The sequence below is a fragment of the Pantoea sp. X-Soil-YNGN-775 genome, from assembly GCF_059730575.1.
The window spans coordinates 2,563,491-2,582,115 of sequence record NZ_AP035945.1 but is presented as its reverse complement, the minus strand read 5'-3'; the positions used below and the strand labels follow the sequence as shown (position 1 = coordinate 2,582,115).

Annotated in this window: 20 protein-coding genes and 1 other annotated feature; of the genes, 3 read left to right on the top strand and 17 right to left on the bottom strand. The window is 57.9% G+C overall.

The genetic code is table 11. The annotated features are described in order from the left end of the window. Window positions 1–86 precede the first annotated feature (86 nt). The 13 genes from AC6I8I_RS12220 to hisL form a co-directional block, all read right to left on the bottom strand. Window positions 87–1,385: a succinylglutamate desuccinylase/aspartoacylase family protein gene (locus tag AC6I8I_RS12220; RefSeq protein ID WP_497827897.1), complete on the bottom strand. Its 1,299-nt coding sequence runs from the start codon at window positions 1,383–1,385 to the stop codon at window positions 87–89. A 107-nt stretch (window positions 1,386–1,492) separates the two neighbouring features. Continuing rightward, on the bottom strand, window positions 1,493–2,284 hold the full coding sequence (locus AC6I8I_RS12215; protein WP_497828659.1) for an ABC transporter substrate-binding protein: 792 nt from the start codon (window positions 2,282–2,284) through the stop codon (window positions 1,493–1,495). Between the two features lie 71 nt (window positions 2,285–2,355). Next, on the bottom strand, window positions 2,356–2,832 hold the full coding sequence (locus tag AC6I8I_RS12210) for a YbaK/prolyl-tRNA synthetase associated domain-containing protein (protein ID WP_312056046.1): 477 nt from the start codon (window positions 2,830–2,832) through the stop codon (window positions 2,356–2,358). Further along, window positions 2,819–3,061: a helix-turn-helix domain-containing protein gene (locus AC6I8I_RS12205; protein ID WP_497827896.1), complete on the bottom strand. Its 243-nt coding sequence runs from the start codon at window positions 3,059–3,061 to the stop codon at window positions 2,819–2,821. The genes AC6I8I_RS12210 and AC6I8I_RS12205 overlap by 14 nt, the downstream gene beginning before the upstream one ends. Window positions 3,062–3,138: 77 nt before the next feature. Next, on the bottom strand, window positions 3,139–3,750 hold the full coding sequence (gene hisIE / locus AC6I8I_RS12200; RefSeq protein WP_089561749.1) for a bifunctional phosphoribosyl-AMP cyclohydrolase/phosphoribosyl-ATP diphosphatase HisIE: 612 nt from the start codon (window positions 3,748–3,750) through the stop codon (window positions 3,139–3,141). Continuing rightward, window positions 3,744–4,520, bottom strand: coding sequence for an imidazole glycerol phosphate synthase subunit HisF (gene hisF, locus AC6I8I_RS12195; RefSeq protein WP_497827895.1), 777 nt, complete (start codon window positions 4,518–4,520; stop codon window positions 3,744–3,746). Before hisF ends, hisIE begins: the two co-directional genes overlap by 7 nt. Beyond that, window positions 4,502–5,239 (bottom strand): 1-(5-phosphoribosyl)-5-[(5-phosphoribosylamino)methylideneamino]imidazole-4-carboxamide isomerase, encoded by a 738-nt coding sequence (gene hisA, locus AC6I8I_RS12190; RefSeq protein ID WP_316552658.1) that lies wholly within the window; start codon window positions 5,237–5,239, stop codon window positions 4,502–4,504. The genes hisF and hisA overlap by 19 nt, the downstream gene beginning before the upstream one ends. After that, window positions 5,239–5,829, bottom strand: coding sequence for an imidazole glycerol phosphate synthase subunit HisH (gene hisH, locus AC6I8I_RS12185; protein ID WP_497820323.1), 591 nt, complete (start codon window positions 5,827–5,829; stop codon window positions 5,239–5,241). Before hisH ends, hisA begins: the two co-directional genes overlap by 1 nt. Then, window positions 5,829–6,896 (bottom strand): bifunctional histidinol-phosphatase/imidazoleglycerol-phosphate dehydratase HisB, encoded by a 1,068-nt coding sequence (gene hisB / locus AC6I8I_RS12180; RefSeq protein ID WP_312056051.1) that lies wholly within the window; start codon window positions 6,894–6,896, stop codon window positions 5,829–5,831. Before hisB ends, hisH begins: the two co-directional genes overlap by 1 nt. Beyond that, a complete protein-coding gene (hisC, locus tag AC6I8I_RS12175; RefSeq protein ID WP_497820322.1) occupies window positions 6,893–7,969 on the bottom strand; it encodes a histidinol-phosphate transaminase in 1,077 nt (358 codons plus the stop codon). The genes hisB and hisC overlap by 4 nt, the downstream gene beginning before the upstream one ends. After that, entirely contained in the window at window positions 7,966–9,270 is a 1,305-nt protein-coding gene (gene hisD, locus AC6I8I_RS12170; RefSeq protein ID WP_312760238.1) for a histidinol dehydrogenase, read from the bottom strand. The genes hisC and hisD overlap by 4 nt, the downstream gene beginning before the upstream one ends. A gap of 3 nt (window positions 9,271–9,273) precedes the next feature. Next, window positions 9,274–10,173: an ATP phosphoribosyltransferase gene (hisG, locus tag AC6I8I_RS12165; RefSeq protein ID WP_031375359.1), complete on the bottom strand. Its 900-nt coding sequence runs from the start codon at window positions 10,171–10,173 to the stop codon at window positions 9,274–9,276. Window positions 10,174–10,369: 196 nt separating this feature from the next. Beyond that, window positions 10,370–10,490: a sequence feature (His leader region), on the bottom strand. Further along, the gene (gene hisL, locus AC6I8I_RS12160) at window positions 10,466–10,513 is read right to left on the bottom strand and encodes a his operon leader peptide (RefSeq protein WP_100396937.1); all 48 of its coding nucleotides are present in this window, start codon (window positions 10,511–10,513) and stop codon (window positions 10,466–10,468) included. (Overlaps the previous feature by 25 nt.) A 180-nt stretch (window positions 10,514–10,693) precedes the next feature. On the opposite strand from hisL, the gene AC6I8I_RS12155 reads away from it, so the two are divergent. After that, window positions 10,694–11,521, top strand: a complete 828-nt coding sequence (locus AC6I8I_RS12155) for an SDR family oxidoreductase (RefSeq protein ID WP_312056054.1) — start codon at window positions 10,694–10,696, stop codon at window positions 11,519–11,521. A gap of 182 nt (window positions 11,522–11,703) precedes the next feature. Here the strand turns inward: AC6I8I_RS12155 and AC6I8I_RS12150 are convergent, their stop codons facing one another. From AC6I8I_RS12150 to puuD, 3 genes are read right to left on the bottom strand one after another with little or no spacing between them, the layout of a single operon-like run. Then, window positions 11,704–12,981: an NAD(P)/FAD-dependent oxidoreductase gene (locus AC6I8I_RS12150; RefSeq protein WP_312760236.1), complete on the bottom strand. Its 1,278-nt coding sequence runs from the start codon at window positions 12,979–12,981 to the stop codon at window positions 11,704–11,706. A 19-nt stretch (window positions 12,982–13,000) separates the two neighbouring features. Further along, window positions 13,001–13,558, bottom strand: a complete 558-nt coding sequence (gene puuR / locus AC6I8I_RS12145; protein ID WP_031375362.1) for an HTH-type transcriptional regulator PuuR — start codon at window positions 13,556–13,558, stop codon at window positions 13,001–13,003. Continuing rightward, window positions 13,551–14,318: a gamma-glutamyl-gamma-aminobutyrate hydrolase gene (gene puuD, locus AC6I8I_RS12140; RefSeq protein WP_497820320.1), complete on the bottom strand. Its 768-nt coding sequence runs from the start codon at window positions 14,316–14,318 to the stop codon at window positions 13,551–13,553. The genes puuR and puuD overlap by 8 nt, the downstream gene beginning before the upstream one ends. 204 nt (window positions 14,319–14,522) lie before the next feature. Between puuD and AC6I8I_RS12135 the strand changes: the two genes are divergently transcribed. Both AC6I8I_RS12135 and AC6I8I_RS12130 read left to right on the top strand, forming a co-directional pair. Beyond that, entirely contained in the window at window positions 14,523–15,938 is a 1,416-nt protein-coding gene (locus AC6I8I_RS12135; protein WP_312056057.1) for a glutamine synthetase family protein, read from the top strand. Window positions 15,939–16,319: 381 nt separating this feature from the next. Continuing rightward, entirely contained in the window at window positions 16,320–17,678 is a 1,359-nt protein-coding gene (locus AC6I8I_RS12130; RefSeq protein WP_312056058.1) for an APC family permease, read from the top strand. A 54-nt stretch (window positions 17,679–17,732) separates the two neighbouring features. On the opposite strand, the gene ygbI is transcribed toward AC6I8I_RS12130, so the two are convergent. Continuing rightward, complete coding sequence (ygbI, locus tag AC6I8I_RS12125; protein WP_312056059.1) at window positions 17,733–18,494, bottom strand: DNA-binding transcriptional repressor YgbI; 762 nt, start codon at window positions 18,492–18,494, stop codon at window positions 17,733–17,735. Window positions 18,495–18,625 lie beyond the last annotated feature (131 nt).

Genomic DNA, 18,625 nt, shown 5'->3' with positions numbered 1-18,625 from the left:
ATTTAAATTTCTTTAATAGACTTAGAATAAGTCATTTCAGGACCGGGTTTTGACCCGGTCTTTTCCATTATGTCTCTGTAATTATTTTATCCTACCAGCAGATCCCCGCTCCGAATCTCACTCTCGCCCGCCAGTCTCACCACCAGCATGCCTGCCGTTGCAAACCGTACCCAGTGCCTCGCATACAGAATGCCGCCGTGCTCAGCCATTAGCGGCGTGATCTGATCGGTGACCGGATCAACAATTTCTGCCACCACTTCGCCAGCGCGAATCCGCGCGCCCAGTGGCTTGCGATGCAAAATTAAACCTGAAACCGGCGAATGAATGTATTCACAGGCCGCCGATGGCGTCGGTGGATTCTTCAGGGCAGGTGAGGGCATAGCGCAACCTTCACTGTAGCGCTCTTTAATCATGCTCTGCTCATCGGCTGCTTCGACCACCTCAGGCGCGCTCAGGCCGGTACCGTTTTCACCAATTGCCACCACATCTTCGCCGCCGGTGGTCACCGATACCAGTTCATCGCCGCCAATCACCGGAGCTGCCACTTCCACCGACACCGCCGGTTCGCTGTAGCCGATATAGCCGCCTTCCTGTAACGCCGAAATAATCGCATCAGCATCTTTCTCAGCCTGCTCCGGTGAGACGTCACGGACACCCCGCAGTTCGAGCGTGACCGGCAGTAAGCCGCGTGGCATCGGGAAATCTTTGCCATAACGTTCGGCCAGCGTCAGCCACGGCTCACAGCAGGCTTCATCAAACGGTTCGCCGCCTGAAATCTGCGCCAGCAGCTGTACTTCACTGCCTAACCAGCGCGCCAGAGGCTCGATATCCGGCCAGGCGTGCGGCGTGGTGTAAAGGTGCGGCACCGCTTCCCAGTCACAGTGCAGATCAATCATCAGATCCGCCTGGCTGGCCATGCGCATCAGGGTAAAACGCTGCGCATCCAGCTCGGTTTTTGGCACCGTATCGCGGTAGTGACGATCGATCGCCTCACGGATCAGCGTTTTATTCTGCGCTTCGCTCTGGGTCAGACTGTCGGCCAGCCCGGTTGCCAGCGTCTCGCCCAGCGAAGGGAAGCGGCGATTAAAATCCTGTCCCGATAAGGTATGAAAACGACCAAGATGAGTGCCGTGCCAGTGCTGGCCCAGCGCCAGCGGATTGGCGACCGGCACCAGCGTGAAAGCGGCTCTCAGCTGGCCGGCTGACTCCAGCGCCTGCAGCCGCTGCTTTAAAAACCACGCCACCGCCATGCCCGGCAACTCGTCGCCATGCAGCGCAGCCTGGATATAAACCTGACGCGAGTGGTTTTCAGCAAAATGGAAACTGATGATTTCACGTTGGGTGCCTAAAGAGGCGCTTAACAGAGGATGATGTTGTTGATGCATACCGTGTTAATGTCCTGTAGTCGGCGAAGGACGACAGCGCGCCGTCCCGAAAAGGTTAGAGTATAGTGCCGGATCGCAGTCAGTGACGGAAAAGCCGGCTCGCGCCGTTACGGCTGAATAGAGATATCGGTGGCGAAATAGCGCTGCTGGATCTGGTCGAAGGTGCCATTCTTTTTGATTTCAGCAAAGGCATTATCCAGCGCGGTTTTCAGTTCCGCGTCGTCTTTACGCAGGCCAATAGCGGTGCCGGGACCGATAATCGGATCCTGAACAATCGGGCCTGCCAGCTCGAAATCTTTCCCCTGCGGCTGTTTGAGGAAGCCAATCGCCGCCTGCGCCGCATCGGTAAACACCGCATCCAGACGACCGGCAACTAAATCACTCTCGACCTGCGCCTGATCGCCATACGGCACCACGTTGACGCCATGCGGTTGCCATTTAGCCAGCGCATAGCGCTCCTGTACCGTTCCCTGCTCAACGCCCACCGTTTTGCCTTTCAGGGATTCAGCCGTCGGCAGCACACCAGCGCCTTTACGGGCAATCAGTTGGGTGTGGGTGTCGTACAGCGGCACGGTGAAATCGATCTGCTTCAGGCGCTCTTCCGTGATGCCCATATCTGACAGGATGGCATCGAACTTACGCGCCTTCAGCGCCGGGATCATGCCGTCAAACTGGCTCTCAACCCAGACACATTTCGCCTGCATCTGAGCACAAAGCGCATTGCCCAGATCGATATCGAAACCGACCAGTTTGCCCTGCGGGGTTTTGGATTCAAACGGAGGATAGGTGGGATCAACGGCGAAGCGTACCTGGTCGATTTTTGCCTGTGCGCTAAAGGCGGAGCCAGTCATAACAGCCATGATTAACGTCTGACGCAGATGGGTAGAAAAGCGGTTCATTGCCATAGTAAGGTCTTCTTTTGTCGTGATGAGGGTTAACGCAGAGTAACGTTGACCCGGATTGATGGCAATTACTGGATTATTTTCACGACGTTAGCACGGCACAGCGCCCGATAATCTTCGGTGTTAAGGATCACCGAGCGATCCAGCCGACCGGCGTTAAAAGCGATCTCCGGATAGCGTTCAAACAGCAGTGGATCAACCATCAGGCTTAAATCGGGATGAAAGCTAAACGGCGGGATAGCGCCAAACGCACAGCCGGTCAGGGCATCAGTTTCTGCCGGACTGGCCAGCGAGGCGCGGCGTCCACCGACTGCGGCGGCCACTTTACTCAGGTCAGCCTGCCGATCGGCGGGCAGCACCGCCAGTACATGTTGCTTAACACCATTGCCTTTGACGTGGCAGACCAGCGCTTTGGCACCCTGACCGACTTCGGTGCCGCGGATCGCCGCCACCGCCTCACACTTACCGGTGGCCTGATGTTCCATCAGCCGATAGCGCGCCTGGTGCTGGTCGAGCAGGGCAATCAGTTTTTCATGGGTGGTCATTGTGCTCTCCGGATGCAATGAGTTGCTGGATCAGGGTTTGCAGCAGATGCGGCTGACGCGGTAATAGTCCTGCCCTGAGACCGAGCGGTTTAAAGGCACGATTCAGCATAGTTAAGGTGGTGCTGTCCTTATCCTGCTCAATATCGGACAGCGTCCGTCGGCTAATTCCTGCCAGCAGCGCGTAGCGTTGTTGAGAAAACCCCAACGCTTTTTTACGAAGCAGCTTCAATAGCTCGCCCTGCGTATGAGAAGGATATTGCTCAAAATCACCAATTCAGCCTGATTTTGAGCAGCTTATTGCACATTTTACTGATGACGGGCGCGCAGGTTATTGATTACCGCGCTGAAGTCTAAGTCCTGGTCCTGCAACAGCACCATCAGGTGATAGATCAGATCGGAGGCTTCATTGGTCAGCTCATGGCGATCGTTAACCGTGGCCGCCAGGGCGGTTTCAACCCCTTCCTCACCCACTTTCTGCGCGATGCGCTTGGTGCCGCTGGCGTAGAGCCGGGCGGTGTAGGAGCTTTCAGGATCGGCGCTCTTACGTGACGCCAGCAGCTGCTCCAGCTGATAGAGGAAGGTCCACTCCGCAGCGGCCGGGGAGAAGCAGCTGGAGGTGCCGAGATGGCAGGTCGGACCGATGGGATTCGCCAGCACCAGCAGCGTATCGTTATCGCAGTCTGGCGTGATGCTGACTACCTGCAGAAAGTTGCCGGAGGTCTCGCCTTTGGTCCATAACCGGTTTTTGGTACGCGAGAAAAAGGTCACGTTGCCTTCGGCCAGGGTTTTTTCCAGCGCCGGCTGGTTCATATAACCGTGCATCAGCACTTCGCCTGAGACGTTATGCTGCACAATCACCGGCATCATGCCCTGCGTTTTGTCCCAGTCGAGCTGGGCCAGTTGTTGTTCGGTTAACACGCGCGAATCTCCACTCCGTTGTCGATCAGGAAGCTTTTCAGCTCACCAATATTGATAATCTGCTTATGGAACACCGAGGCCGCCAGCGCGCCATCGACGTTGGCATCGGTAAATGCCTCGAGAAAATGCGGCATGGTGCCTGCGCCGCCAGAGGCGATCAGCGGTACATGACAGACATCACGCACTTTTTTCAGCTGTACCAGGTCATAACCGTTACGCACGCCATCCTGGTTCATCATGTTCAGCACGATTTCGCCAGCACCCAGCTTCTGCACTTCCTGCACCCAATCCAGCGTTTCCCACTGCGTCACCCGGGTACGGGCTTCGTCGCCGGTGTACTGATTGACCTGATACTTGCCGCTGGCTTCATCGAACCAGGTATCAATGCCGACCACAATGCACTGTACGCCAAAGCGGTCAGCCAGTCGGGTAATCAGCGTGGGATCGGCCAGCGCCGGTGAGTTAACTGAAATCTTATCGGCACCGAATTCCAGAATGCGCGCCGCGTCTTCCGGGGTTTTGATACCGCCCGCCACGCAGAATGGAATATCGATCACTTCCGCCACCCGCGACACCCAGCTTTTATCGACCACCCGGCCATCAGATGAGGCGGTGATATCATAAAACACCAGCTCATCAGCCCCTTCGGCGGCATAACGCTGCGCCAGTGGCACGATGTCGCCGATGATCTCGTGATTGCGAAACTGCACGCCTTTCACCACCTGGCCGTCACGTACATCAAGACAGGGAATTATCCGTTTTGCCAGCATGAGATAGCCTCCGAAACTGTGAATTTACCTTCCAGCAGCGCACGTCCGACGATTACGCCCTGGACGCCACTGCCGCGCAGGGCCGCGATATCGTTAAGTTCACCAATGCCGCCCGAGGACTGGAAGGCAATCTGCGGGAAGCGAGCGGTCACTTCCTGGTAAAGTGCAACGTTTGAGCCGCTCAGGGTGCCGTCGCGGGATATATCGGTGCACAGCACATGTTTCAGGCCGACCGGCTGAAAATCGGCGATCACCTGCTCCAGCGTGACGCCCGCCGCTTCCTGCCAGCCGCTGATCGCCACTTCTTTGCGGTTATCAGCATCAATGCGCACGTCCAGCGCCAGCACAATCGCCTCTGCGCCAAACTCGGCAAACCACCGTTTTACCTCGTCAGGCTGTTTAACCGCGGTCGAACCGACCACCACGCGGCTGGCACCGGCGTCCAGCAGCGCCTTCACATCGTCACGATGACGAATGCCGCCGCCGACCTGCACAATCACGTCGACGCCGTCGAGCAGGGTTTTCAGCAGCGCAATCTGCCGCTTTGCCGGATCTTTCGCGCCGGTTAAGTCCACCAGATGCAGCACCGTGGCGCCTTCCTGTGCATACTGCTGCAGGCGCGGCAGCGGATCGCTGCCGTAATCGCGCTGCTGGCCATAATCGCCCTGATGCAGACGGACCACTTTGCCGTCGATTAAATCTAACGCGGGGATAATCATTACATCTCCAGGAAGTTTTTCAGCAACTGTGCGCCCGCTTTGCCCGAGCGTTCCGGGTGGAACTGTACGCCGAAGAAGTTATCTTTCTGCACCGCCGCGGTGAAGGCTTCACCGTAGTGGCACTGGGCGATAGTGCTGGCGTTGACCGGCATCGCGTAGCTGTGCACGAAGTAGAAGTAGCAGCCTTCGTCAATGCCACGGAACAGGTGATTGCCCGCCTGCGCGGTAATCTGGTTCCAGCCCATGTGCGGCAACGGCAGACCGTGCGTCTCCATCAGCGAAACCGGCTGGTCGATAATACCCAGCGTCGGCACGCCGCCGTTTTCATCACTGCCGCGTCCCAGCAACTGCATGCCGAGACAGATGCCCAGCACCGGCTGGGTGCAGGCTTTGACCAGATCGATCAGGTCACGCTCTTCCAGCTGATTCATCGCCGCCTGCGCCGTACCCACTCCCGGCAGAAACAGTTTGTCGGCGCGCAGCACCACATCGGGATCGCGGCTGACGTCCGGGGTAAACCCCAGACGCTCAATCGCCCACTTTACCGATGAAAGGTTGGCGCAGCCGGTATCCATGATCACCACGTTCATCACAGCACTCCTTTCGAGCTCGGCAGCGTATTACCTTCAACGCGGATCGCCTGGCGCAAGGTGCGGCCAAAGGCTTTAAACAGGCTTTCGACGCGGTGATGATCGTTTTTACCCTTGGTTTTAAGATGCAGGGTGCTCATCATGGCGTAGGAGAGCGAACTGAAGAAGTGCTCAACCATTTCGGTGCTCAGGTCACCGACGCGCTGATAGTTGAATTCCGCTTTAAATTCGATATGCGGCCGGCCGGAGATATCCAGCGCACAGCGTGCCAGACACTCATCCATCGGCAGCACAAAGCCAAACCGGCCAATGCCGCGTTTGTCGCCCAGCGCTTTGAGCAATGCTTCACCCAGCGCCAGACCGGTATCTTCTACCGTGTGGTGATCGTCGATGTAAAGATCGCCTTTCACTTCGATATGCATGCGGAAACCGCCGTGTACCGCAATCTGGTCCAGCATGTGATCAAAGAAGCCGACGCCGGTGTTAATTTTGCTGCCGCCTTCGCGATCCAGCCACAGCTCGACCCGCACCTGGGTCTCTTTGGTATTACGCTGCACCAGCGCATGGCGATCGCGCTGGGTCAGACGCTGCTGAATGGTCTGCCAGTTTTCCCCTTCGGCACCGTAACGGATCGGCTGAATGCCCATGTTCTCTGCCAGCTGCACATCGGTCAGGCGATCGCCAATCACGTAGCTGTTGGCGGTATCCAGTGCGCCTTCGGCCAGCCAGGCTTCCACCATTTTGGTTTTCGGCTTGCGGCAATCACAGTTTTCCTCCGGCAGGTGCGGGCAAATCAGCACCTGATCAAACGCGATACCCTGCGAGGTCAGCACCTGCATCATCAGATTATGCGGGCCGTCAAAGTCCGCCTGCGGGAAGCTTTGGCTGCCCAGTCCATCCTGATTGGTGATCATCACCAGACGGTAACCGGCGGCCTGCAACGCCAGCAGCGCCGGGATCACGTCCGGCTCAAAGGCCAGTTTGTCCATGCGATCCACCTGAAAATCTTCAGGCGGCTCAGAGATAAGGGTGCCGTCGCGGTCAATAAAAAGGGTCTTCTGGCTCATGCTTGCTCCACAGATAAGGCTTGCAGCGCGGCGATCACACGCTCGCACTCTTCACGCGTGCCGATGGAGATGCGCAGGCATCCCGACAGGCCCGGATTTTTGTTCTGGTCACGCAGGATAATGCCCTGATCCCATAAGGTTTTAAACACTTCTGGTGAATCGGTAAACCGCGCCAGCACGTAGTTGGTTTCACTGGCGAAAACCTGCTCGACGCAGGCCAGCTTCGCCAGCGCCGCCAGTAACCAGCTGCGGTTGTCGTTGAGCTGTGCCACATGTTCACGCATCAGGGCGATGCCTTGCTCGCTCAGCGCCTGACCGGCCACATCCGCCACCGGCGTCGCCAGCGGGTAGGGGGCAATCACCTTCATCAGCAGATCAATCACCGGCGGGTTGGCCAGCGCAAAGCCACAGCGCAGGCCAGCCAGCGCAAAGGCTTTCGACAGGGTGCGCAGGATAACGAGGTTCGGATACTGTTTCAGCCAGCCGGTCAGTGTCGCCTGCGGGCAGAACTCAATATAAGCTTCGTCTGCCACCACCAGCGCTTTGCCGGCGGTCATTGCCAGCAGCTGACGGATATCATCCTGATTGATCAGGTTACCGGTCGGGTTGTTCGGGCTGCAGAGGTAAACCACCTTGACGCCTTCCAGCTGGTCGGCGATGGCGGGCAGATTAAGCTGCCAGTCGGCCAGTGCAGGCACCGTGCGATACTCAATGCCGATGGTTTCCGCGCTGACGCTGTACATGCCGTAAGTCGGTGGACAGAACAGAATCGCGTCCTGGCCCGGCTCACAGAATGCCCGCATGATCAGTTCAATCGCCTCGTCGGCACCGCGGCTGACCAGCACCTGCTCCGGATTCAGGCCGGCATAGGCCGCGTAACGCTCAATCACGAGTTTGGGCTGGCATTCCGGGTAGCGGTTCAGCGTCTGCTGCGACAGCTCAAACGGCACCGGCAGCGGAAACTCGTTGGCATTGAGCCAGACATCACCGTTGCCACCCAGCCGGCGTGCCGACTGATAGGGCGTCAGCGCGCGAACGTTGGCGCGCGCCAGTTGCTCGATATTCTGGCTCATGCTTGCTCCTTCAGTGCGGCAACGCGCAGGGTGACAGCGTTTTTGTGGGCATCCAGCTGCTCGGCGGCAGCCAGCGTTTCAATGGTGGCGGCCAGGTTAAGGAAGCCCTGCGGCGTCAGCTCCTGTACCGTCATGCGTTTCTGGAAATCAGCCAGACCCAGGCTGGAACAGGTCGAGGTATAACCGTAGGTCGGCAGCACGTGATTGGTTCCCGACGCATAGTCACCCGCCGATTCCGGCGACCAGTCGCCGAGGAATACTGAACCGGCACTGGTGATTGACTCCACCAGGTCGCGCGGCTGGCGGGTCTGCAGGATCAGGTGCTCCGGGCCATACTGGTTTGAAATTTCTACACACTGCTGCAGGTCGCGCGCCACGATCAGACGACTGCTCTCCAGCGCCTGACGCGCGGTAGCGGCACGTGGCAACTGCGCCAGCTGCTGTTCAACCGCGTCAGCGACCGCGTCGGCCAGCGTCCGCGAAGGCGTCAGCAGGATAACCTGCGAATCCGGACCGTGCTCGGCCTGGGACAGCAGATCCGAGGCGACGAAGGCGGGCGTGGCACCCGCATCGGCAATCACCAGCACCTCTGACGGACCGGCCGGCATATCAATTGCCGCCCCGTCCAGCCGCTGACTGACCTGACGCTTCGCTTCCGTCACCCAGGCATTGCCCGGACCAAAAATTTTATCTACCCGCGGTACCGTTTCGGTGCCAAAAGCGAGGGCGGCAATCGCCTGCGCGCCGCCGACCTGAAACACCTCTTCAACGCCACACAATTGGGCAGCATAAAGGATCTCATCAGCAATCGGCGGCGGTGAGCAGAGCACCACGCGCCCGCATCCGGCAATGCGCGCTGGCGTTGCCAGCATCAGCACGGTAGAGAACAGCGGCGCAGAGCCGCCAGGAATGTAGAGCCCGACCGATTGAACCGGGCGGGTAATCTGCTGGCAGCGCACGCCCGGCTGGGTTTCAACATCGACCGGCGGCAGGATCTGCGCATTATGGAAGGTTTCGATGTTGGCTACCGCCACCGCCATCGCCTGTTTCAGCGTATCGCTGAGCCGGGCACTGGCGTCGCTGATCTGCTGCGGCGTAACGCGCAGATTATCAACCTGCGCCTTATCGAAGCGGGCGCTGAAGGTGCGCAGGGCCTCATCGCCGTTCGCCTTTACCTGCTCCAGCACGTCACGTACCGTCTGGGTCACATTCTCTGAGGCGGCAATAGCCGGACGTAACAACAGCGCCTGCTGCTGTTCTGCACTGCATTGCTGCCAGTCAATCGGGGTAGAAAAGGCCATGGCTTACTCCATCATCTTCTCAATTGGCAGCACCAGAATCGAACTGGCACCCAGCGCTTTCAGTTTTTCCATCGTTTCCCAGAACAGGGTTTCGCTGCTCACCATGTGCATTGCCACGCGGCTGACATCACCGGCCAGCGGCAGCACGGTCGGGCGCTCGGCACCGGGCAGCAGGCTGATGACCTCTTCCAGCCGCTCGCTTGGCGCGTGCAGCATGATGTACTTCGATTCACGCGCTTTAATCACGCCCTGAATACGGGTCATCATCTTGTCGATCAGTTCCTGTTTGGCGGCAGGCATCTCGCCGTCGCGCTGAATCAGCACTGCTTTCGAGCGGTAAATGACTTCGACTTCGCGCAGACCGTTAGCTTCCAGCGTGGCACCGGTCGAGACCAGATCGCAGATCGCATCTGCCAGACCGGCGCGGGTTGCCACTTCAACCGAACCGTTCAGCATACAGGTTTTGAAACTGACGCCTTTTTTATCGAGGTACTGCTTTAACAGATGCGGGTAAGAGGTGGCGATGCGGGCATTATCGAGGCATTGCGGACCGGTATATTCATCATCAACCGCCATCGCCAGCGACAGACGGCAACCGCCAAAGTCGAGGCGACGCAGCGTGAAGTAGCGCGGGTCTTCACCCTGGGCACGGCGAGACAGCAGCTCTTCTTCCAGCACGTTCTCGCCAATAATCCCGAGGTCGACCACGCCATCCATCACCAGGCCAGGAATATCGTCATCACGCACCCGCAGGATATCGATCGGCATGTTCTCCGCAAACGCAATCAGGCGCTGTTGCTGAAGGTTGATTTTAACGCCGCAGCGCGCCAGCAGTTCGCGTGAATCATCACTTAAACGGCCGGATTTCTGCATAGCTATGCGTAAACGGGTGTTATCTAACATGGTTCCTGTCCTCTTTAAGCCTATTCCGGTAGGCGTATATTGTTGCAGTCAGTCTGGTCACGGACCGCGCGCAACAACCGAAACGTACACGCAGTACGTGAGGATGGTGAGCACTGCCCAGGCCAGAGTGGCAAATAAAATAGCCTGATGGGATTGGCTATTATTCCTGTCCTGATTGGTGTGTTTGCGTCAGCCCATAAAAAAACCCCCGGAAGACGATCTTCCGGGGGTTCTCTTGCGTTCGCACCACTGGAAGATCTTAAAAGTCTTCCAGCACACATCGCCTGAAAGACTAGTCAGGATGATGGTGGTGGTGATGGTTGAACTGAACGCGTGTCATAAAAAATTCCGTTGATGAATGAGTATTCATTTGTGAGGTTTAACCTAGCGAAGATGGCCGCGATTGGCAACCCTTTTTTAACCCGGCAGTTCGGAAAGCACTGAAACAGGTTGTTCTGGTTTGCAATCCGGGGGCAAACTACGTTGAAGTCAGGGTTGATTTTTTACGCCAGGAGTCAAAATGAAGAAGGTCGCAATTGTGGGGCTGGGTTGGTTAGGCATGCCGCTGGCCACGGCGTTGACCGCGCGAGGCTGGCAGGTGACCGGCAGCAAAACCACGCCGGATGGAGTAGATGCGGCGCGCCGCTGCGGCATCGAAGCCTTTCAGCTGGAGCTGACGCCGGAACTTATCTGTGATTCCGCCGACGTCGAGCCACTGTTCAACGTCGATGCGCTGGTGGTGACGTTACCCGCCAGCCGCACGGCGGAGGGGGGCGAAGCCTATCTGCAGGCGGTCCAGAACGTGGTGGACAGCGCGCTGGTCTATAACGTGCCGCGCATCATCTTTACCAGCTCGACCTCGGTGTACGGCAGCGGATCGGGCATCAAGCGCGAAACCAGTCCGCTGACGGCCGAGACCGTTGCCGGTAAAACGCTGGTTAAACTGGAGAACTGGCTGCACGATCTGCCGGGCACCAGCGTCGATATTGTCCGTCTCGCTGGGCTGGTGGGACCGAAGCGCCATCCGGGCCGGTTTCTGGCCGGTAAGCAGGATGTGGCGAATGGCTCCCAGGGCGTTAACCTGGTGCATCTGGATGACGTGGTTGAGGCGATTACGCTGCTGCTGCAAACGCCAAAAGGGGGACGGGTCTATAACCTGTGCGCCGCAAAACATCCGTCGCGCGATACCTTTTATCCGGCAGTCTCCCGCCAGCTGGGGCTGCAACCGCCACACTTCGCCCCGGAAACCGCTAACGAAAGCGGCAAACTGATTGATGGCTCCCGCATCTGCACCGAGCTGGGCTTTGAATATCGTTACGACGACCCGGTGAAGATGCCGCTGGAGTAAAAAGCACTTGAGGAAGATGGCAAGGCTGCTGTTCCGGGCGCAGGTCACCGGAACAGCCAGTAAGCCAGACCACTTCTGATGCCTTATAGTTACAACATACTTAAATCGGTAACAACCAGCCGGCGCCTGCCCCGACCACGCTTTTCAGCTGAGCACGCCGGGCAGGGCGCGCGGGCGCCTGATCACACGCCTAACCGATCGCGAATGGCGTACCACACCGCGCCCATGGCGGTCAGTGGCACCTTGAAACGTCGTCCGCCCGGAAACGGCAGGTGAGGCAGGCGCGCGAAGGCATCAAAGCGTTCGGCATCACCGCGCAGCACTTCGCTGATCAGCTTGCCGGACAGATGAGTGCTGGTCACGCCGTGGCCGCTGTCGCCCTGCATGAAATAGACATTATTCTCCAGCCGGCCAAACTGCGGCATACGCGACAGCGTTAACAGGAAATTACCGCTCCAGCTGAAATCCAGCTTCACATTCTGCAACTGCGGAAAGGTGCGGCGCAGCTTTGGCCGGATCAGCGCTTCGATATCGCCCGGCTCCCGCGCGCCGTAAACCACGCCACCGCCATACAGCAGCCGGTTATCGGCGGTCAGACGAAAATAGTCGAGCAGATAATTACAGTCTTCCACGCAATAATTATTCGGCAACAGCGACAGCGCCTGATCGGGTGATAGCGGCTCGGTGGCCACAATCTGCGAACCGCACGGCATGCTTTTACCGCTCAGTCGGGGTTCAACTTCAGTGGCCAGATAGGCATTTCCGGCGAAAATCACGAACTTTGCGCTGACCTCGCCGTGCGCGGTTTTCACCCGATTCGGCGAGCCGTAGGCCACTTTCACTGCGGCGGACTGTTCATAGATACGTCCGCCGTGCCGCCGAATCGCTTCCGCTTCACCCAGTGCCAGGTTGAGCGGATGCAGATGGCCGCCGCGCCGATCCAGCAGCCCGCCGACGTAACGCTCGGTTGCCACTTCACGACGAATCCCGCGCTCATCCAGCAACTCCAGATCATAATTGCCATACTGCTGCCATAATGCTTTCTGTTTACGCAGGTGCGCCATCTGGCGGGCATTCAGCGCCGCGAAAATGCCGCCGGGCCGGTAGTCGCAGGCAATGGCGTAACGATCAATACGATCGCGGATGATCTCTGCTCCCTCAAACATCATGCTGCCCAGCATGCGCGCGCTCTCTTTACCGTAACGCTGCTCAATCACGTCGACATCGCGGCTGTAGGAATTGACCACCTGACCGCCGTTGCGCCCGCTGGCACCAAAGCCGATGCGCGCCGCTTCCAGCACCACCACCTCGTAACCCGCTTCGGTCAGATGCAGCGCCGCCGACAGGCCGGTAAAGCCGCCGCCAATAATGCAGACATCACACTGAATGCTCTCCTGCAACGTCGGCCACGGCGCGTGCGGATTGGCGGTCGCGGCGTAATAACTCTCCACGTAATTCATAACAACCTCCTTGATGCGCTCAGAAATTGGCAGGCGTATGGGCACTGACAATGCGGCAGGGTTCGTCAGACGTATTGGTAAAACTGTGCGGCAGGCCGGTATCAATCACGTAACTTTCACCGGCGTACAGGTGAAAGCTCTGACCGTTAATCACTAAAGTGATCTCGCCCGCCAGCAGCGTGCCGGTCTCTTCTCCGGGATGACGCAGTTTTTCGCCGGTGCTGGCACCGGGCTGATAAGTTTCCAGCAGCATGCCCAGCGAGCGCTGCGGATTGCCGTTTTCGACCAGCTTCAGCGAGACACCCTGACTGCCGATCTCCAGCAAATCGTCGGGCCGGACAATCACTTTAGGCGTGGCGTCGGCTTTCGGTTCCGAGAAAAATTCCGACAGTGAGAGCCCGTACACCTTTAATAGCTTCTGTAAGGTACTGACCGCCGGACTGACCTTATCCTGCTCAATGGTGCTGATAGCGCTGTGGGTCAGGCCCGCCAGTTCAGCCACGCGGCGCTGCGACAAACCCAGCGCCTGACGGATCTGCGACAGCCGGCGTCCGGGTGCCAGCGTGGCGTCATTCATGATCTTTTTCCTTATGAAAGCGAAGTGCGGCCTGGATAAAACCGTCAAACAGCTGACGCGAGCCGGTTGTGCGATCCGCCTGCCATTCCGGATGCCACTGCACCGCCAGCGCGAAGGGATGATGGCGCAGGCTGACCGCTTCAATCAGCCCGTCCGGCGCGCGTGCTTCAACCCGCAGCTGCGGGCCCGGTTCGCGGATGCCCTGATGATGCAAAGAGTTAACCTGCAGCGGTTGCGAGCTGTCGAGCAGGGAACTGAGCAACCCATCGGCTTCAATCGTCACCGGATGCGCCGGGGCGTACTGCTGATCCAGCGGCTGGGTCTCATCTTCATGATGGCGCTGGAACTGTTTTTGCTGGCTGAGATCGCGCCACAGCGCACCGCCATTAGCCACCACCAGCTCCTGCATTCCACGGCAGATCCCCAGCATCGGCATCTTTCGGCTGGTGGCCCAGGTAATCAGCTGGAAGGCGAGACGATCGCGACCCGGATCGGCATGCGACTCTTCTCCCGCTTCACCGTAATGCCAGGGTTCGATATTGCTCGGACTGCCGGTCAGCAGCAGGCCATCCAGCACCGTCATAGCGTTTTCTAATAGCTGGGGAGCGTTCATCAGGCTGTGGGGCAGGGCAAGCGGAACGCCGCCCGCAAGGATCACCGCGTCGGGGTATTTGTTGTGCACCGTTTGCGTCGGATGGCCACCGATGTTGCTCTGGCACATCACTACGCCAATCAAAGGTTTGTCAAAAATAATGCCCATTTCACGTCCTCGCATCGCTGTTCGAAATATCTACCGAAAGGGCACGTCTGGCGGTTAAGTGTGCAATATTTTGTCAATCTAGCAATCTGCTGTTTGTTCTTCAAACAGATTTGTTACATTTGCACACTTTTTATGTTGGCGCTATGTTAGAGGAGTGGCTGTTATTTTGAGCATTGCGCAAACCGAATAGGGGCGGGTGAGATCATGACTAACCTGGTAGAAGTGGAAGACTTCACGCTTCACAGTGAAGAGAAACGAACCAGCGCGTTCCAGCTTGAGGTGAAAGCCTGGCTGGAGCGCCATCCTGAAACGCAGTATGTCGACATTCTGTTAAACGATTTAAACGGTGTCTTTCGCGGTAAGCGCATTCCCGTCTCAGCGCTGCCAAAGCTGGAAAAGGGCTGTTACTTCCCCGCCTCAGTGTTCGCCATGGATATCCTCGGCAACACGGTGGAAGAGGCCGGACTCGGCCAGTCTCTGGGCGAACCTGATAACCTTTGTCTGCCCGTCGCGGGCACCTTAGTTCCCTCTGCTTCCGATCCTCAGCACATTGCGCAACTGCTGCTCACCATGTGCAACCAAGATGGCACTCCCTTTGACGTTGAACCCCGAAATGTCCTTAACCGGCTGTGGCAACAGCTGCGTAACCGAGGTCTGTTTCCGGTGGTAGCGGTAGAGCTGGAGTTCTATCTGGTGGATAAAAAGCGCGATGCCGAGGGCTTCATCCAGCCGCCGTGCGCGCCGGGCAGCGATGAACGCAATATGCAGAGCCAGGTCTATTCGGTCGATAATCTTGATCATTTCGCCGATGTGCTGCGCGATATTGACGATCTGGCGCGTCAGCAGGGCATTCCGGCCGATGGTGCGCTGGCTGAAGCGTCACCGGGTCAGTTCGAAATCAACCTGCATCACACCGGCGACGTGCTGCGCGCCTGCGATCACGCGGTGCAGCTGAAACGGCTGATCCGCCAGGTGGCCGAAAATCACGGCATGACCGCCACCTTTATGGCCAAACCGTATGAGGAGTATGCGGGCAGCGGCATGCATGTACATATCAGTATGCTGGATGCCGCCGATCATAACGCCTTCGCCTGTGATGACGGCAGTGACTCGCCGCTGATGAAGCGCGCGCTGGCCGGCATGATCGACCTGATGCCCGCCTCGATGGCGCTGCTGGCACCTAACGTTAATGCCTATCGCCGCTTTGTGCCGGAGGCTTACGTGCCGTTGCAGGCGTCGTGGGGCCATAACAATCGCACTGTGGCATTGCGGGTGCCGTGCGGTGATATCGATAATCATCGCATCGAATACCGGGTTGCGGGCGCGGATGCCAATCCTTATCTGGTGGTATCGGCGATACTGGCCGGGATGCTGCACGGCCTGGATACCCAACTGCCGTTGCCGCAGCCGGTGACCGGCAACGGTCATCACGCCGAAGGTCTGGCGCTGCCGATTCGGCAGAGTGACGCCCTGTATGAGTTCAACAACAGCTATCCGCTGCAAAAATTGCTCGGCGAGCGCTTTGCCAGCGTCTGGTATAGCTGCAAGAATTATGAACTGATGCAGTTCGAACGGCTGATAACCGCCACCGAGATTGACTGGATGCTGAAAAACGCCTGATCACTTTTTTTTGCATCCGGTGCCCCGGTGGCTTGTATTTTTGCCCCAGGATGAGGCAGAATACGCGGCCTGCAAAATCAGACCATAACCGACGCTTACCGCGCCGGTTATTTTTTTTTGCATCCTGTTTTAACAAATAGTTTTTCGCTGACTTAACCGAGGCCGGGCACGCACCCGGATAGATAAACACTGAAAACACGCGTTAGCGTGAGATTGAGGATACAAAGATGGGGATGTTTTCCACACTGCCAGCCCAGGCTGGTGCGCGTTTTCGTGATGACTACGGCGCCGCGTTGATCACCAACCTTACTCCCTGTCGCTTAATGCGCAGTTGCCCTGTGACCCAACCCAGTCAGGTTGTTGCGCAGGAGGGACTGAAGCATGTCGCTTAACACCTCCGCTGCACCACAGCGTGCACAGCTGAAAAAAACGCTAACGTTACTTCCGGTCGTCATGATGGGCTTAGCCTACATGCAGCCTATGACGCTGTTCGATACCTTTGGCATCGTTTCCGGGCTGACCGACGGTCACGTCGCGACGGCTTACGCTTTCGCGCTGATTGCGATTCTGTTTACTGCCGTGAGCTACGGTAAGCTGGTACGCCGCTTCCCCTCTGCGGGCTCCGCTTATACCTACGCTCAGAAGGCGATCAGTCCGCACGTCGGCTTTATGGTTGGCTGGTCATCCCTGCTGGACTACCTGTTCATGCCAATGATCAACATCCTGCTGGCGAAAAACTATTTCGAATCGCTGGTGCCCGGCATTCCTTCGTGGATATTCGTGGTGCTGCTGGTCGGCTTTATGACGCTCTCCAACCTCAAGGGCATCAAAACTGTCGCCAACTTTAACAGCGTGATCGTGGTGCTGCAGGTGATTGTGATGGTCGGGATCACGGCGATGGTGATCTACGGTGTGGCGAACGGCGTTGGTGCTGGTACGCTGGCCAGCAGTAAACCGTTCTGGTCTGAGAATGCGCACGTGGTGCCGATGATCACCGGGGCGACGATACTCTGTTTCTCGTTCCTCGGCTTTGACGGCATCAGCTCGCTGTCAGAAGAGACCAAAGATGCAGAACGTACCATTCCGCGTGCGATTTTCCTGACCGCGCTGATTGGTGGCGTGATCTTTATTATCGCCTCCTACTTCCTGCAGCTCTACTTCCCGGACATCACGCGCTTCCAGGACCCGGACTCCTCTCAGCCTGAAATCATGCTGTTTGTTGCCGGTAAAGCGCTGCAGGTCGGCATCCTGATCTTCTCGGTGGTCACGGTGCTGGCATCCGGTATGGCGGCGCATGCCGGCGTATCACGTCTGATGTATGTGATGGGCCGTGATGGCGTGTTCCCGGAGCGTTTCTTCGGTTACATTCATCCGAAGTGGCGTACCCCGTCGCTCAACGTGCTGCTGGTGGGTGCGATTGCGCTGATGGCGATTAACTTTGACCTGGTAACCGCCACGGCGCTGATTAACTTCGGTGCGCTGGTGGCCTTCACCTTCGTTAACCTGTCGGTGATTGCCCAATTCTGGATCCGTGAGAAGCGTAACCGTACGCTGAAAGATCACCTCCAGTATCTGGTGCTGCCGCTGCTGGGTGCGTTGACGGTCGGTGCGTTGTGGGTGAACCTGGAAGAGAGTTCAATGGTGCTGGGCCTGATCTGGGCGACCATTGGCATTATCTATCTGGCGTTCGTCACCCGCAGCTTCCGTAATCCGGTGCCGCAGTTCAGCGAAGAGGTTTAATCGCGCTAAACCTCGCCGCCTTCCCGCGCTAACAACGGGAGGGCGGCGAAAGTGTTAACCGGCGAGCACCAGCTCCCAGTGCCCGGTGTTCAATGCCAACCGTCCCGCCTCACTCAACTGACTGTCGGTCACCACCAGATCAAACTTCTCCAGCGGCAGGGCCAGAAAGGTCGCAATCTTGTTGTATTTCGAACTGTCGCTCAACAGCACCCGCTTACTGCTCACCTCGCTGACCGTCTGCTTCACCGTTACCTTATCTTCATCCGGCGTAAACAGCCCGCGGGGCCCCCAACAGGAGGCGGAAATAAAGGCGATGTCGATCGCCAGATGACGCAGGCTGCGCGCTGCCGACTCACCGACGCAGGAACGGTTCTCGCGGCAGACCGTACCGCCGGTGTGGATCACCCGGCAGTGACTGGCTTCCATCAGCAGGTTAGCCACCATAAAATCATTGGTCACCACCAGCAAATCATCCCGATCTACCACCTCCCGCGCCAGCGCCAGCGTCGTGGTGCCGGCATCCAGATAGATGCAGCTATTGCGCGGAATGTGCTGAGCGGCATAGCGACCAATCGCGCGCTTCTCATCGTTGTACAAGGCACTTTTGGTCAGGTGTGACGGTTCGGCCGCCAGCCGATCCGCCGACCTTACGCCACCTGACACCGACAGCACCGCGCCTTGCTCCTCCAGCTTTTGCACATCACGCCGGATAGTCATGTGCGACACGCCCAGCCGCTCGGTCAGTTCAGCAATGCTCACCACGCCACGATCGGCCACCAGCGCCAGAATCTGTTGATGACGTTCAACCGGAATCATATTCGCTCCCTGAGTTTTATCATTTTTTCACATTGTAGAGCATCTGCCGGTCGGGAAGAACAAAAAATAACAGCCTGCGCCAGCGGTTAAACCGGCTGAAAGTGCCCGCAAGGCGGCGTTTTTCAGGGACG